14 protein-coding genes and 1 riboswitch are annotated in these 14937 nt (G+C 77.0%); of the genes, 5 read left to right on the top strand and 9 right to left on the bottom strand.

The genetic code is table 11. The features are described from left to right. Nucleotides 1-20: 20 nt before the first annotated feature. The 3 genes from GC089_RS05160 to GC089_RS05150 form a co-directional block, all read right to left on the bottom strand. On the bottom strand, nucleotides 21-281 hold the full coding sequence (locus tag GC089_RS05160) for a DUF167 domain-containing protein (protein ID WP_255449044.1): 261 nt from the start codon (nucleotides 279-281) through the stop codon (nucleotides 21-23). 20 nt (nucleotides 282-301) lie between these two features. Further along, complete coding sequence (locus GC089_RS05155) at nucleotides 302-1291, bottom strand: malate dehydrogenase (RefSeq protein WP_155376737.1); 990 nt, start codon at nucleotides 1289-1291, stop codon at nucleotides 302-304. Between the two features lie 172 nt (nucleotides 1292-1463). Further along, complete coding sequence (locus GC089_RS05150) at nucleotides 1464-2681, bottom strand: NADP-dependent isocitrate dehydrogenase (protein WP_155376736.1); 1218 nt, start codon at nucleotides 2679-2681, stop codon at nucleotides 1464-1466. 258 nt (nucleotides 2682-2939) lie between these two features. Between GC089_RS05150 and GC089_RS05145 the strand changes: the two genes are divergently transcribed. Next, nucleotides 2940-4100 (top strand): aquaporin, encoded by a 1161-nt coding sequence (locus GC089_RS05145; protein ID WP_230685071.1) that lies wholly within the window; start codon nucleotides 2940-2942, stop codon nucleotides 4098-4100. 110 nt (nucleotides 4101-4210) lie between these two features. On the opposite strand, the gene GC089_RS05140 is transcribed toward GC089_RS05145, so the two are convergent. Continuing rightward, nucleotides 4211-4795: a hypothetical protein gene (locus GC089_RS05140; RefSeq protein WP_230685070.1), complete on the bottom strand. Its 585-nt coding sequence runs from the start codon at nucleotides 4793-4795 to the stop codon at nucleotides 4211-4213. Between the two features lie 54 nt (nucleotides 4796-4849). Here GC089_RS05140 and GC089_RS05135 point away from each other — a divergent pair, with 54 nt between their 5' ends. Further along, a complete protein-coding gene (locus GC089_RS05135) occupies nucleotides 4850-6115 on the top strand; it encodes an NAD(P)/FAD-dependent oxidoreductase (protein WP_230685069.1) in 1266 nt (421 codons plus the stop codon). Between the two features lie 123 nt (nucleotides 6116-6238). Here GC089_RS05135 and purH read toward each other — a convergent pair whose 3' ends face one another. Continuing rightward, the gene (purH, locus tag GC089_RS05130) at nucleotides 6239-7852 is read right to left on the bottom strand and encodes a bifunctional phosphoribosylaminoimidazolecarboxamide formyltransferase/IMP cyclohydrolase (protein WP_155376735.1); all 1614 of its coding nucleotides are present in this window, start codon (nucleotides 7850-7852) and stop codon (nucleotides 6239-6241) included. A gap of 31 nt (nucleotides 7853-7883) precedes the next feature. Beyond that, nucleotides 7884-7972, bottom strand: a riboswitch (ZMP/ZTP riboswitch). Nucleotides 7973-8126: 154 nt separating this feature from the next. On the opposite strand from purH, the gene GC089_RS05125 reads away from it, so the two are divergent. Continuing rightward, a complete protein-coding gene (locus GC089_RS05125) occupies nucleotides 8127-9113 on the top strand; it encodes a hypothetical protein (protein ID WP_196250829.1) in 987 nt (328 codons plus the stop codon). Nucleotides 9114-9185: 72 nt separating this feature from the next. Here GC089_RS05125 and GC089_RS05120 read toward each other — a convergent pair whose 3' ends face one another. Next, nucleotides 9186-9959: a TetR-like C-terminal domain-containing protein gene (locus GC089_RS05120; protein WP_155376733.1), complete on the bottom strand. Its 774-nt coding sequence runs from the start codon at nucleotides 9957-9959 to the stop codon at nucleotides 9186-9188. Nucleotides 9960-10088: 129 nt separating this feature from the next. On the opposite strand from GC089_RS05120, the gene GC089_RS05115 reads away from it, so the two are divergent. Beyond that, nucleotides 10089-11063 carry an NAD-dependent epimerase/dehydratase family protein gene (locus tag GC089_RS05115; protein ID WP_155376732.1) on the top strand — a complete coding sequence of 325 codons (975 nt, stop codon included), beginning with the start codon at nucleotides 10089-10091 and terminating at the stop codon, nucleotides 11061-11063. A 21-nt stretch (nucleotides 11064-11084) separates the two neighbouring features. On the opposite strand, the gene purN is transcribed toward GC089_RS05115, so the two are convergent. Continuing rightward, on the bottom strand, nucleotides 11085-11705 hold the full coding sequence (gene purN, locus GC089_RS05110; RefSeq protein ID WP_230685195.1) for a phosphoribosylglycinamide formyltransferase: 621 nt from the start codon (nucleotides 11703-11705) through the stop codon (nucleotides 11085-11087). A gap of 109 nt (nucleotides 11706-11814) precedes the next feature. Here purN and GC089_RS05105 point away from each other — a divergent pair, with 109 nt between their 5' ends. Further along, complete coding sequence (locus GC089_RS05105) at nucleotides 11815-12456, top strand: hypothetical protein (RefSeq protein WP_155376730.1); 642 nt, start codon at nucleotides 11815-11817, stop codon at nucleotides 12454-12456. A gap of 22 nt (nucleotides 12457-12478) precedes the next feature. On the opposite strand, the gene GC089_RS05100 is transcribed toward GC089_RS05105, so the two are convergent. Further along, nucleotides 12479-13765 carry a DUF6350 family protein gene (locus tag GC089_RS05100; RefSeq protein WP_196250828.1) on the bottom strand — a complete coding sequence of 429 codons (1287 nt, stop codon included), beginning with the start codon at nucleotides 13763-13765 and terminating at the stop codon, nucleotides 12479-12481. Nucleotides 13766-14033: 268 nt separating this feature from the next. After that, nucleotides 14034-14921, bottom strand: coding sequence for a succinate--CoA ligase subunit alpha (gene sucD / locus GC089_RS05095; RefSeq protein WP_155376729.1), 888 nt, complete (start codon nucleotides 14919-14921; stop codon nucleotides 14034-14036). Nucleotides 14922-14937 lie beyond the last annotated feature (16 nt).

The following is a 14937-nucleotide window of genomic DNA, read 5'->3' as shown; positions in this document are numbered from 1 at the left end:
GGCCGGCCGGGGCGCCCCGGTCAGCCCGCCCGCAGGCGCGCCAGGGCGTCGAGCACCGGCGGGGTCACCGCGTCCTCGTCCACGTCGAGGACCTTGTCGCGGCTCGTCGCCCCGGCCACGAGCCGCACGTGCCGCGGCCGCACGCCGAGCGCGTCGGCCACAGCCCGCAGCACCGCCTCGGTGGCCGCCCCCTCGACGGCCCGCGCCGTCACGGCCACGACGAGCCGGTCGTCGTACGTGCCCCCCACCCGCGTGCGCGACGCGCCGGGGCACACGCGCACCGCTAGCCGCACCCGAGCCCTCAGACGAGCCCGAGCGCGTGCACCGCCTCGCGCTCCTCGACGAGCTCCGCCACCGACGCGTCGATGCGGGAGCGTGAGAACTCGTCGAGCTCGAGGTCGGGCACCACCGTGAACGCCCCGCCCGAGGCCGTGACCGGGAACGACGACACGAGGCCCTCCGGCACGCCGTACTCGCCCTGCGAGACGACGCCGGCCGAGGTCCAGTCGCCCTCGCGGGTGCCGTGCACCCACGTGTGCACGTGGTCCACCGCGGCGTTGGCGGCCGACGCGGCCGACGACGCGCCACGGGCCTCGATGATCGCCGCGCCGCGCTTGGCCACGGTCGGGATGAACGTCTCCTCGACCCACGTGCGGTCGTCCACGACGTCCAGCGCGGGTCGCCCGCCGATCGTCGCCTGCGTCAGGTCGGGGTACTGGGTCGCGGAGTGGTTGCCCCAGATCGTCACGCGGCGGATGTCGTCGATCGCCGCCCCCGTGCGGTGGCGCAGCTGGGCGAGCGCGCGGTTGTGGTCCAGGCGCGTCATGGCCGTGAACCGGTCCTTCGGGACGTCGGGTGCGTGCGCGGCCGCGATGTACGCGTTCGTGTTGGCCGGGTTCCCGACGACGAGGACGCGCACGTCGTCCGCCGCGCCCGCGTTGATCGCCGCGCCCTGCGGCCCGAAGATGCCGCCGTTCGCGCTCAGCAGGTCGCCGCGCTCCATGCCCTTCGTCCGCGGACGCGCGCCGACGAGCAGCGCCACGTTGACCCCGTCGAACGCCGCCCTCGCGTCGTCGGTGATGTCGATGCCGTCCAGCAGCGGGAACGCGCAGTCGTCGAGCTCCATCGCGACGCCCTCCGCCGCCGTCAGCGCGGGCGTGATCTCGAGCATCCGCAGCCGGACGGGCGTGTCGGGGCCGAGCAGCTGGCCCGAGGCGATGCGGAAGAGCAGCGCGTAGCCGATCTGGCCGGCGGCGCCGGTGACGGTGACGACGGCGGGGCTGACGGGCACGGGGGTCTCCTTCGGTCGGCGCACGCGGCGGCGCGGGTGCTCGGCGACGGTGGGCGGCGCGCACGTCGCCCACCGGTCCGAACCTACCCCGACCACGCCGCCGCAGCCCGCACGCGCGGACGGCGCCCTCCCCGGTGCGGGGAGGACGCCGTCGGCGCGACGTCGTGCCAGGTCAGCCCAGGCGCGCCGCGAGGTTCTCGTCGAGCGCCGCGAGGAACTCCTCCGTGGTGAGCCACGGCTGGTCCTTGCCGATGAGCAGCGCGAGGTCCTTCGTCATCTTGCCGCTCTCGACGGTCGTGATGACGACGTCCTCGAGCGTCTCCGCGAACTGCGTGACCTCGGGCGTGCCGTCCAGCTTGCCGCGGTGCTTGAGGCCGCCGGTCCAGGCGAAGATCGACGCGATCGGGTTCGTCGACGTCGGCTTGCCCTGCTGGTGCTGGCGGTAGTGGCGCGTGACCGTGCCGTGCGCCGCCTCGGCCTCGACGGTCTTGCCGTCCGGGGTCATGAGGACCGACGTCATGAGGCCGAGCGAGCCGAAGCCCTGCGCGACGGTGTCGGACTGGACGTCGCCGTCGTAGTTCTTGCACGCCCAGACGTAGCCGCCCTCCCACTTCATCGCGGCGGCGACCATGTCGTCGATCAGGCGGTGCTCGTAGGTGAGCCCGGCGGCGTCGAACCGCTCCTTGAACTCGGTGTCGAACACCTCCTGGAAGATGTCCTTGAAGGCGCCGTCGTACGCCTTGAGGATCGTGTTCTTCGTCGACAGGTACACGGGGTACCCGCGCTGCAGGCCGTACGCGAACGAGGCGCGCGCGAAGTCGCGGATCGACTCGTTGAAGTTGTACATGCCCATCGCGACGCCGCCCGCCTCGGGCATCGTCACGACCTCGAACTGCTGCGGCTCCGAGCCGTCGGCCGGCTCGAACGTCATCGTGATCTTCCCGGCGCCGGGCACCTTGAAGTTCGTCGACTTGTACTGGTCGCCGTGGGCGTGGCGGCCGATGATGATCGGCTTGTTCCAGCCCGGGACGAGCCGCGGGATGTTGCTGATGATGATCGGCTCGCGGAAGACGACGCCGCCGAGGATGTTGCGGATCGTCCCGTTGGGCGAGACCCACATCTTCTTCAGGCCGAACTCCTCGACGCGCGCCTCGTCGGGCGTGATCGTCGCGCACTTGACGCCGACGCCGTGCTCCTTGATGGCGTGGGCCGCGTCGATCGTGACCTGGTCGTCCGTCGCGTCGCGGTTCTGGATCGACAGGTCGTAGTACCGCAGGTCGATGTCGAGGTACGGGTGGATCAGGCGGTCCTTGATGAACTGCCAGATGATGCGCGTCATCTCGTCGCCGTCGAGCTCGACGACAGGTCCGACGACCTTGATCTTCGCCATGCGAGTCCTGCCTCTTCAGTGCCGGGGTTGTCGCGCCCAGGTTACTCGACGTCGAGAGACCTGGGGCGGGGCGGCGGGCCCGGTCCTCGTCGCCGCGCACCCCCGCCGCGAGCGGACCCCGCGCACCCCGTGCCCGGCACAGCCCGGGCTGGCATGCTGGCCCGCGCACACGACAACGTGCCCCGCACGTCCGGATTCGTCCGGGTGCGGCCGGCACCTCGCACGGTGGCGACGTCACCTCGAGACGACAGGACCGACATGTCCCAGCAGAAGCCTGACAGCCCCGAGGGCACTCCCCTGCCCGAGGACCCGAACGCGACGGCCGCGACGACGCCCGCGGACGCCACCCTGCCGGCCGCCGCCGCGGGCACGCCCGCCCCGGCCGCACCCGGCGCCGGCACCTCGGCAACCGCGTCGGCAGCCGCACCGGGCACGACCGCCGGGTCGACCGCGGGGTCCACCGCCGCGTCCACCGCGGGGTCCGCCGCCGGGTCCACCGCCGGGTCCACCTCGGCGACGCCGGCCCGCCCGGCCGTCGACGAGGTCGCCGAGGAGGACGCGTACGTCGTCCCGGCAGGCACGGTCGTCACCGCGACGCCCGGCCTGCTCGCCCGCCTGGGCGCCGAGGCCCTCGGCACGTTCTTCCTCGTGCTCGCCGGTGTCGGCATCGCGCTGTACGCGACGTTCAGCAACGTCGGCGGCGGGCTGGCCGTCGCGCTCGGCTTCGGCATCGCGCTGCTCGCGAGCATCGTCGCGTTCGGCGCCGTCTCCGGCGGCCACTTCAACCCCGCGGTCACGTTCGGGGCGTGCCTGGCCGGCCGCACCCCGTTCCGCGACCTGCTGCCCTACTGGCTCGCGCAGGTCGTCGGTGGCGCCCTCGCCGCCGCCGTGCTGTACCTGACCATCCCCTCGGGCCTGCCCGGGCTCGTCAGCCAGACCGGCGACACGTCCCGCCGCGGCCTGTTCAGCGGCACGGCGAACGGCTACGGCGACCACTCCCCGCTCGCGCGCCTGTCCGGCGAGCAGGCCGAGTTCACGCTCGTCGCCGCCCTGCTCGTGGAGGTCGTCGCGACGGCCGTGTTCGTCGGCGTCATCCTCGGCGCCACCGACCGCCGGGCGAACAAGGCGCACGTGCCGTTCGCGGTCGGCCTGTCGCTGACGGTCCTGCTGCTCGTCGCGACGCCCGTCACGAACGGCTCGCTCAACCCGGCCCGCTCCCTCGCGGCCGCGATCTTCTCCGAGAGCTGGGCGCTCGAGCAGGTGTGGCTGTTCTGGGTCGCGCCGCTGCTCGGTGCCGCGATCGCGGCCCTCGTGTACCGCGCGTTCGCGGCCGAGCCCGCTGAGGACTCGCTGTTCGGCGAGGACGAGACGTACGTGGTCGAGGACGACGTCGTCGTCGTCGACGAGCGCCGTCCCTGACGGGCCGCACTCCCCGCACGCCGACGAGCGTGCGACCCGGCACCGGCCGGGTCGCACGCTCGTCGTGCGTCCGGGGCCGCGTGCCCCGGCGTCAGCCGGTGGGGGCGGTGTCAGCCGGTGGGGGCGATGGACGCGAGGGTCGCGAGCGCGGCCGCCGCGAGCAGGAGGACGGTCAAATCGAGGCCCTTGGCGCGGACGGTCACCGCCGCCGGTCCCGGCGACGGCAGCACGGCGCGGACCACGGCGAAGACGACGAGCAGCCCCGCCAGGGCGTACGCGCCCGCGGCGGCACCGGCGAGGAAGGCCGCGCCCACCGACGCGGCCACCCCGCCCAGGGTCCAGAACAGCGACGCGTTGCGGCCCGCGGCGAGCGAGGCGCGGGCGATCGCGCGCGGGTCGAGCGGACGCTCCTCGGGCGGGACGTCCTCGGCGTCGACGGGTGCCGGTCCCGGGTCCGCGGCACGGGCGGGGTCGGCGTTCGGCCCGGGGCCGACCCGCGGCTCCGCGACGGCGTGCGCGCCCGCGACTGCGTCTGCGGCGACGGGCCGCGCCACGGCGGGCGGCGGCGCGACGGGCGGACCGACGCCCCACGGCGCCGGACCACCGGCGGCGGGACCGGGCCCCGGGGTCGCGCCGGGACGGGGCGGCCAGGAGGGCGCGGCGGTGCCCGGAGCCGCGTGCCGCGACGTGGTCATGGCGGGCTCCCTCTCCCGTCGGACGGACTGCGCGGCCAAGGCTAGCGTTACCGCGTGAGCGCGCCCACGACCTCCACGACCTCGTCACACGTGTCGGCGCCACCGGCCGACGTCCTCGTCGTCGGGGCCGGGCTCGCGGCCGCGCAGACCGTCGCCGCGCTGCGCGCCCACGGCTACGACGGCGTGGTCCGGGTGCTGGGCGCCGAGGACGTGCCGCCGTACGACCGCCCGCCGCTGTCCAAGCACCTGCTCGACCGCACGGAGCCGGCGTGGCTCACCGACGAGCTGGGGCTGGACCTGCACGGCCTCGCGGACGAGGTCCGGCTCGGCGTCGCGGCACGCGCCCTGGAGGTCCGGCCCGGTCGGGCCGGCGCCGTCGTGCGCACCGACGACGGGGAGGTCGACGCGTCCTGCGTGGTCCTCGCCACGGGCGCGCACGCGGTGCGCGTGCCGGCGTGGCCGACCGCGCTGACGCTGCACACCGCCGCCGACGCCGAGCGGCTGCGCACCGCCCTCGACCACGGTCCCCGCCGGCTCGTCGTGGTGGGTGCCGGCTGGATCGGCGCGGAGGTCGCGGGCGTCGCGGCGGCCGCCGGCCACCACGTCACGGTGGTCGAGGCCAGGGACGCGCCGCTGGTGACGGGCCTGGGCGCCACGGTCGGCGCGCTCACGGTCCCCTGGTACGCCGCGGCGGGGGTCGACCTGCGCCTGGGCGCCACCGTCACCACGGTGGGCCCGGACGGCGTGCGGCTCGCGGACGAGGCGCACCTGCCCGCCGACGTGGTGCTCGTGGCCGTGGGGGCACGGCCCGCGACGGGCTGGCTCGCCGGCGCCGTGCCGCTCGTGGACGGGGCGGTCGCCGTCGACGAGGCGTACCGCGTGCTGGGGGCGGACGGTCCGCTCGACGGGCTGCTCGCGGTCGGCGACGTCGCCCGCCGCCGGTCGGCCCGCTACGGGTGGGTCCCGGGCGGGCACTGGGACGAGGCGCTGCGCGGCCCGGACCTGCTCGTGCGCCGGCTGCTCGGGGCCGACGACGACGGCGGGGAGCTGACGCCGTACGTCTTCTCGACCCAGCTCGGGCACGACCTCGCGATGTTCGGCCTGCCGGGTGCGGGCGACGTGCCCACCGTCCTCGGGGACCCGGAGGACGGCGGCTGGTCGGTGCTGTGGACGCGCGGCACCGACGGGCCCGTCACGGCCGCCCTCGCGGTCGACAGGCCGCGCGACGTCGGCGCCGCGCGGCGCCTGCTGGCCGGCCCCGACCTCCCGCGCGTCCCCCTCGACGGGGCGACGAGCCTGGCCGCCCTCCCCCGCCGCTGACCGTCGCGCCCCCGCGCCCTGTCGGCGTCCGCCGGACGGCCGGCCCCACCCGCGGCCGCCGGCCCCGCACGTGTCGGGGCCGGCGGTGAGCAGGTCGACCCGGGCGCGCCCGGACCGGGCGGGTCAGTGCGCGAAGTGCCGCGTGCCCGTGAGGTAGAGGGTGACGCCGGCCGCGGCCGCAGCGGCGACGACCTCCTCGTCCCGCACCGAGCCGCCGGGCTGCACGACCGCGCGCACGCCGGCGTCGAGCAGCACCTGCAGGCCGTCGGCGAACGGGAAGAACGCGTCGGACGCCGCGACCGCACCGCGCGCCCGCTCGACGTCGCCGGCGTTCGCACGCTCGACCGCCAGGCGGCACGAGTCCACGCGGTTCACCTGGCCCATGCCGACGCCCACCGACGCGCCGTCGTGCGCGAGCAGGATCGCGTTCGACTTCACGGCCCGCACGGCCCGCCAGGCGAAGCGCAGGTCGGCGAGCGTCGCCTCGTCCGCGGGCTCGCCGGCCGCCAGCGTCCACGCCGACGGGTCGTCGCCCGGTGCGTCGAGCCGGTCCACGGACTGCAGGAGCAACCCGCCCGACACGGGGCGCATCTCCACCCCTCCGGCCGGCGGGGTGTCCACGACGAGCAGGCGGATGTTCTTCTTCTGCGACAGCAGCGCGAGCGCGTCGTCGTCGAACCCCGGCGCGACGACCACCTCGGTGAAGACGGGGGCGATCTGCTCGGCGGCGGCGAGCGTGACGACGCGGTTGGTGGCGATCACGCCGCCGAAGGCGGAGACGGGGTCGCACGCGTGGGCCTTGGCGTGCGCGTCCGCGACGTCGGTGCCGACGGCGATGCCGCAGGGGTTCGCGTGCTTGATGATGGCGACCGTCGGCGCGTCGTGGTCGTGCGCGGCGCGCCAGGCGGCGTCGGCGTCGACGTAGTTGTTGTAGCTCATGGCCTTGCCGTGCAGCTGCCGGGCCTGGGCGAGCCCGCCCGGTCCGTGCCCGGACGTGTAGAGCGCGGCGCGCTGGTGCGGGTTCTCGCCGTAGCGCAGCACGTCCGAGCGCTCCCACGTGGCGCCCACCCACGCGGGGAAGCCCGTGCTCACGCCGTCGACCTCGTCGGTCGTCGTCGCGACGTTGCCCATCCAGGACGCGACCGCGACGTCGTAGGTCGCGGTGTGCACGAACGCCTGCGCCGCGAGGCGCGTGCGCTCCGCCAGCGTGAAGCCCCCGGCCGCCACCGCGGCGACGACCTCGTCGTAGCGCGCGGGGTCGACGACGACCGCGACGCTCGGGTGGTTCTTCGCGGCCGCGCGGACCATGGACGGGCCGCCGATGTCGATCTGCTCGACGCACGCGTCGACGTCCGCGCCGGACGCGACGGTCTGCGTGAACGGGTACAGGTTGACGACGACCAGCTCGAACGGCGCGACGCCGAGCTCGTCGAGCTGCGCCAGGTGCTCGGGGCGGCGGGTGTCCGCGAGGATCCCGGCGTGCACCCGCGGGTGCAGCGTCTTGACCCGGCCGTCGAGGCACTCGGGGAACCCGGTGAGGTCCTCGACGCGCGTCACCGGGACGCCGGCCGCGGCCACCGTGGCGGCCGTCGACCCGGTCGAGACGAGCTCCACGCCCGCCGCGTGCAGCGCGGTGGCGAGCTCGACGAGGCCGGACTTGTCGTACACGGACAGCAGCGCGCGGCGCACGGGGCGGCGCGTGGCGTCGGAGGCGGGGGACGTGGGCGCGTCGGACATGGCGTCTCCAGGGGCAGCGTCGGGCCGGGGCCCCGTGCACCCAGGCGGGCGGTGCAGGGGAAGAGCGCTGCGGCCGCTCCCCGGTGGTTGCCTCCACCTGCGCCAGTCACGACCGGCGTCGAGTGTACCGGCCGGTCCCGCGGCGTCGGTCGGCCCCGGCCCGCCGGGACCGCGGGGTGAAGTCCGCGGCCGCCCGTTGTGCCGGGTTCGCACCGGGCGCACCATCGGTACCGGCCCACCCGGGGGCGGTGGGCGCGAGCACCCGGGGGGCACCATGTCCGCACTCGTCACGGCCGCGCTCGCCGCGGTCCTCGTCACGGGGGCCGCGGGTCCGGCGACGGCGCCGCCGGACGGGGCCGTCGACGCGCCCGCGAGCGCCACGGCCGCCGCGGAGCGCCGCACCGGCGGCCTGGTCGACCTCGGGGTCGACGAGTGCGCGACCGACGTCAACGACAGCGGCGTGGTCGTCACGGCGACGCACCTGCTGCACGGCGGGCGCGTGCTCCCGCTGCCGGGCGGGCTCACCGGTGCGCAGCTGGTCAACGACCGCGGGCAGGTGGCCGGCACGGTGGACGGGCAGGCGGCCTTCTGGGACGGCCGCCGCACGTGGCTCATCGGCACGCTGGCCCCCGACCACGTCCTCACGTCCCTCACCGGGCTGAGCGACCGCGGCGAGGTCGTCGGGACGTCGAGCGCCCTCGGCGGCGAGCCGGCCGCGTTCCGGTGGCGCCGCGGCGTCATGACGCCCCTCGCCGGGCTCGGGGGGCGCACGGACGCGAACGACGTCAACGACCGCGGGCAGGTGGTCGGCGCGGCGTGGCTCGACGGCACGCAGCACGCCGTGCGCTGGGAGCCCGACGGCCGGCTCGTGCGGCTGCCGGGCCTCGGGGACGACACCGGTCACAGCCTCGCGACCGCGGTCGACGCCTCCGGGCGCGCCGCCGGCTACAGCTACACGGGCGCCGGGACGGGCGACATGCGCCTCGTGCGCTGGTCCCGCGCGGGCGCCGTCACCGACGTCAGCCCGGCCCCGGGCGCCCTGGGGCTCGTGTCCGACCTCAACGACCGCGGACGGGTCGTCGGCTCCGTCACCGTGCCGGGCGGGCCGCAGCAGTCGTTCGTCGCCGACCAGTGGGGACCCGCGCGGCTCGTGCCCGCGGACGCCGACGCGACGACGCTGCTCACGGCGGTGAACAGCCACGGCGTCGCGGTGGGCTGCACCTACCGCGGCGAGACCGAGCGCGCCGTGCTCTGGCGCTGAGGGTCGCGCCGGCGCCGACCGGGGTGCCGGCACCGGTGACCGTGCGCACCGCCGGGCCGCCCGCCGACGCGGTCAGCCCGTCGTCGCCGCCTCGGCCCAGGCGGCCGCGAGGTCGACGTGCAGGCCCACGCCCGCCGCGGCCGTCGCGACCGTGACGTCGAACGTCCGGCCGGCGTCCTGGTGCACGCCGCGCAGGTGCCCGAACAGCTCCGCGCTCACCGCACCGAGCATGCTGCAGAACAGCGTGAGCGAGCGGACGGCCGCGCGTCGGCGCTGCACGTCGTCGAGCTCGGCCCACGCGCCGCGCTCCGCGCCGAAGGCGTGCACGGCGGCGGTGACCACGCCGTCGGGGTCGAAGTCGGGGCCGCCCGGCCGCAGCGAGCCGTCGGCCGCCGCGTCGACGACGACGTCGACGAGGACGGCCCACACGCGCAACGCGGGGGCGACGGTGTCCGGGGGGGCGGCGTAGCCGGGCAGGGGCGTGCCGTAGATGAGCTCGTACGCGTGCCGGTCCGCGAGCGCCCACGCGCGCACGGCGCGGGCGACCTCGAGCCAGCGCCGGGCGGGGGCGTGCCCGGCCGCGCGGGACGCCGCGGCGGCGTCCTCGCAGACCTGCCCGACCGCGTCGTAGGACTCCGCGACGAGGAGCGTGAGCAGGGCGTCGCGCGAGGGCACGTACCGGTAGACGGCGGACGACGCGAGCCCGAGGTCGCGGGCGACGGCGCGCAGCGACAGCGCGCCCGCCCCCTCCGCGACGAGCCGGGCGCGTGCGGCGGCCAGGAGGTCGCGCATGAGCTCCGCCCGCGCGCGCTCCCGCGGCGTCGGGCGGGGGACGGCGCTCGTCATGCCGCGATGGTGCCCTTCGCGAGCACGCGACGCAAACGAGAGCACCGCTCTTGACGCCGCGCTGACGACGCTGCGAGCATCGATCGCGAACGAGAGCACTGCTCTCCCACTGGGTCGGAGGAGACCGCCATGGCACGCCACACCGTCCTCGGCAAGGGGCCCGTCGGCCGCGCCCTCGCCGCCCACCTCGCCGACGCGGGCCACGAGGTGCACGTCCTGTCGCGCACGGGCCCCCGCACCGGGACGCCGGCCCGCACGACGACCGCCGCGGGCGGGAGCGTCGAGCACCACCGCGTCGACGGCACCGACGGCGAGGCCCTCACCCGGCACGCGCGGGGGTCCGTCGCCCTCTACAACTGCGTGAACCCCGCCTACCACCGCTGGGTGACGGACTGGCCGCCCGTCGCCGACGCGCTGCTCACGGCCGCGGAGCGCACGGGCGCCGTGCTCGTCACCGCCGGCAACCTCTACGTGTACGGCGCCGGCAACCAGCACATGCACGAGGACGACCCGCTCGCGACACGCGAGACCAAGGGCCGCGTCCGGGCCCGGATGTGGCACGACGCGCTCGCACGGCACGAGGCGGGCGCGCTGCGGGCCACCGAGGTGCGGGGCAGCGACTACCTCGGACCCGGCGCCGAGGCGCACGCACACGCCGGGCCGCGCATGCTCGCGCCGCTGCTCGCCGGCGGCACGGTGCGGCCGATCGGCGCGGCGGACCAGCCGCACACGTGGACGTACCTGCCCGACTTCGCGGCGGCGCTCGCCGCCGCGGCCCGCACCCCGGACGCGTGGGGCCGGCCCTGGCACGCGCCCTCCCCCGAGCCGCTCACGTTCCGCGCGCTCGTGACCCGGTTCGCGCAGGCGGCCGGCGTGCCCGTCCCGCGGATCGCGCCGGTGCCCCTGGCGGCGGTGCGGGCGCTCGGCGTGGTGCAGCCGATGATGCGCGAGCTGGCCGCGGTGGGGTACCAGTTCACCGCGCCGTTCGTCGCCGACGACGCCGCGAGCCGGCGGGTCCTCGGGCTCGAGCCGACGGGCTGGGACGACGTCGTGGCGACGACGCTCGACGCCCACCGGTCGACGCAGCGGGCCGCCGCGGCCTGACCGTGACGGACGGGCGGCGCGTCAGCCGACGACGACGCGCCGCCCCTCGACCCGCATGCCGCCCCGCGCGACCTCGCCGACGGCCCGCACGAGCAGCTCGCGCTCCACGACCTTGATGCGCTCGTGCAGCGTCGCCTCGTCGTCGTCGGGCTCGACGGCCACCGCCGCCTGCGCGACGATCGGGCCGGTGTCGACGCCGTCGTCCACGACGATCACCGAGCACCCCGTCACCTTGACGCCGTAGGCGAGCGCGTCACGCACGCCGTGCGCACCCGGGAACGACGGCAGCAGCGCGGGGTGCGTGTTCAGGGTGCGCCCGCCGAAGCGGGCGAGGAACGGCGCGCCCAGGAGCTTCATGAACCCCGCGAGCACGACGAGGTCGGGCTCGAACACCCCGACCGCCTGCGCGAGGGCCGCGTCCCAGGCCGTCCGGTCCTCGAAGTCGCGCAGCCGCACGACCGCGGTCGGGACGCCGGCCTCGCGCGCGCGCTCGAGCGCGAGGGCGTCCGCCCGGTCCGAGACGACGCCGACCACACGGGCGCCGTACGCCGGGTCCCCGTGGGCGGCCAGCAGCGCGGCGAGGTTGGAGCCGGTGCCCGACACGAGCACGACGACCCGCCGGGTGCCGTCCGCGCCGCGCACGGGGGGGCTCGGCGGCGGTGGGGTGGGGCGTGCGGAGGTCACGGACCCGAACGGTACCCGTGCGGCGGCCGGGGCCGGGGCCCTCCCGCGGTGCGGGATGATGGGCGCCATGGGAAACCCCTGGGCACCGCCGGAGCACCCCCGACCGCAGGGGGCGCCCCCGCAGGGCCCGCGCGAGGACGTCCCGCCCCCGCCGCACCCGGCGCCCGCACCGGGCGCGGCGCAGCCGCCGGCGGCCCCGCCCGCCGGTCACGTCCCGGCCGGTCCGCCCGCCCCGCACCCGGGCGCCGGCGGCGGCCCCGCGCAGGGCGGCACCCCGTCGCGTCCGACACCCCCGGAGCCGGACCGGGCCGGCCTGGTCCGCAGCACCCGCACCTCCGCCTGGGGCGCGGTCGCGCTGCTCGTCGCGGTCCTGCTCGTCTCCGCGCCGTACCCGTGGGCGTACGCGACCCCGGTGGCGTCGCTCGCCGCCCTCACGCTCGGCGTGGTCGCGGTGGTGCGCGGCGTGCGTGCGCACGCACGGGGCGCGACGGTCGTGCTCACGGCCGTGCTCGTCGTCGCGTCGGCGCTGTGGACGCTCATGAGCGTGCAGGTCTTCGTCTACGCCTCGGCCCGGGAGGCGCACCAGGAGTGCCGGGCCCGCGCGCTGACCGTGCAGGCCGAGCGGGTGTGCGACGCACGCCTCGTGGAGGACGTCGAGCGGACGACGCGCTCGCTGCTGCCGACCGTGCCCGAGGGCGGCACGCGCTAGTCCTCCGGTCGCGCCGCGGCGGCTACCGGGCGGCGTCGGCGCGGTCGCCCTCCGCCGTGGCATCGCCGGCGCCACCGGTGGCCCCCGCGGCGCCGCGGCGGGCGCGTGTCGCCGCCCAGCGCGCGCGGACGGCCGCGCGGACGGCGGTGTCGGCGGGCACCGCGAGGAGGAGCGCACCGAGCCCCACCCCGGCGGCCACGGCCAGGCCCACGAGCCACGCGCTGGCCCCGACCTGGGCCATCCGACCGGGCCCCGCGGCGCCCGCGGCGAGCAGCTGCAGCACGGCGGTCCCCAGGCCGCTCGTGACGGCCACGGCACCGACGGCGACGAGGACGTCGCGCGCCCGGACCGTCACCAGCCGGCGGTGCACCGCGGACCCCGCCAGCAGCCCGACCGCGACGAGCACCGCCGGCACGGCCACCAGCGCACCGCCGGCGAGGTCGGGGGCGGGCAGGGCACCGAGCATCGGCACCGCGGGCAGCGGCCCGTGGACGACCTCGGCGGGTGCGAACCGCGTGCCGGTGCCGACCGCGAAGCCGGGACCGGCGAGCCAGGCCAGCGCCCACACGACGAGGTTCGGCAGGTACGCGAGCTCCGCGACCGCCAGGACGACGCCGCCGACCGCGTCGAGCCCGAGCATGCCGACGACGTCGCCGACGGTCGCGCGACCGGCGACCACCCACAGCGCGGCGAGCAGACCCGCGACGGCGACGAGGGCCGCGACGGCGAGCGCACCGCCGCGCACGCCGACCAGCACGGCCGCCGGCAGCCGGCGCGCCAGCGGTGCCACGAGGTCCTCGAGCGCGGGCGCCTCCGCCCGCCGCAGCAGGCCGCGTCCCAGGCCCACGGCACCGACCACGAGGCCGCCCAGGAGCGCGCGCAGCACCCCAGACCCGCCCGTGCCGCAGACCAGCGCGACGAGCGCCGCGAGCAGGGCGTAGGCGGTCACGGACGCGAGCGCACCGGTGCGTGTGGCGACGCCCGAACGTCGCGCGGACGCCGCGCACGTGAACGCCGCGAGGAGCGTCAGCCCGAGGGGCACGAGGCTCACCTCGGCACCTCCCACCGCCGTCGGGACGCCGTGCGCGAGCAGCCACAGGTGCGCCGCGACGACGACCGCCCGGGTCCACGCCACCTCGGCGTTGGACGGGTCCGCGGACGTGGCCACGAAGACCGCCACGGCGGGGACCGCGAGCACGAGCAGCGACAGCGCGGCGCCCTGCACCGCCGCGAGCGCGCCGACGGCCCACCGCGGGGCGCCGTCGATCGCGCTGGTGAAGAACGACGGGCGCGGGTCGTCCTGCAGCACGCGGCGGGCGCGTCCCGTTACGGGGACCGGACCGGTGGAGGGGGGCACGTCCCCATGGTCGCGGGTCGGCCGCGCCGGTCGCGGCAGCGGCGGCGGCGCGTCGCCCGCGCGCTCGCCCCACGGCCGACGGCGCGCGCGGCCCCCGGCCGTCGCCGCCGCGCACGTGAGCGCTGCCCGCGCGCGCACGGCCCCGGTCCGCGAGGTGCGGACCGGGGCCGTGCGGGGGCCGCCGCGACGGGCGGTGCGGGGCTGATCGAGCCCCGTGCGCTCAGGAGAGCAGCGCGCGGGCGAGCTCGGCCGTCTCGGACGGCGTCTTGCCGACCTTGACGCCGGCGGCCTCGAGGGCCTCCTTCTTGGCCTGCGCGGTGCCCGACGAGCCGGAGACGATGGCGCCGGCGTGGCCCATGGTCTTGCCCTCGGGCGCGGTGAAGCCGGCGACGTAGCCGACGACCGGCTTGGTCACGTTGTCCCGGATGAACGCGGCCGCACGCTCCTCGGCGTCGCCGCCGATCTCGCCGATCATGACGATGAGCTCGGTCTCGGGGTCCGCCTCGAACGCCGCGAGGGCGTCGATGTGCGTGGTGCCGATGATCGGGTCGCCGCCGATGCCGACGGCCGTCGAGAACCCGAAGTCCCGCAGCTCGTACATCATCTGGTAGGTCAGCGTGCCGGACTTCGACACGAGGCCGATCCTGCCGGGGCCCGTGATGTCGGCCGGGATGATGCCGACGTTCGACTTCCCGGGGCTGATGAGGCCGGGGCAGTTGGGGCCGACGAGGCGCACGCCCTTGTCCTGCGCGTACGCGAAGAACTCGGCGGTGTCCGCGACCGGGACGCCCTCGGTGATGATGACGACGAGCGGGACGCCGGCGTCGACGGCCTCGATGACGGCCGCCTTGGTGAACGCCGGCGGCACGAAGATGACGGACACGTCGGCGCCCGTCTTCTCGAGCGCGTCGGCGACCGTGCCGAACACGGGCACGTCGACCGTGCCCTCACCGGCGGGGAACGTCACGGACGTCCCGGCCTTGCGGGGGTTCACGCCGCCGACCACGTTCGTGCCGGACGCGAGCATGCGGGTCGTGTGCTTCTGCCCCTCCGACCCGGTCATGCCCTGGACGATGACCTTGGACTCCTCGGTCAGGAAGATCGCCATGGTGGTGTCTGCTTCT

It is taken from the genome of Cellulomonas sp. JZ18, from assembly GCF_009720485.1.
In the GTDB taxonomy this organism is placed as follows: Bacteria; Actinomycetota; Actinomycetes; order Actinomycetales; family Cellulomonadaceae; genus Cellulomonas.
Note: the sequence above shows the minus strand (reverse complement) of the source record. Positions and strands in the feature narration are given on the sequence as shown.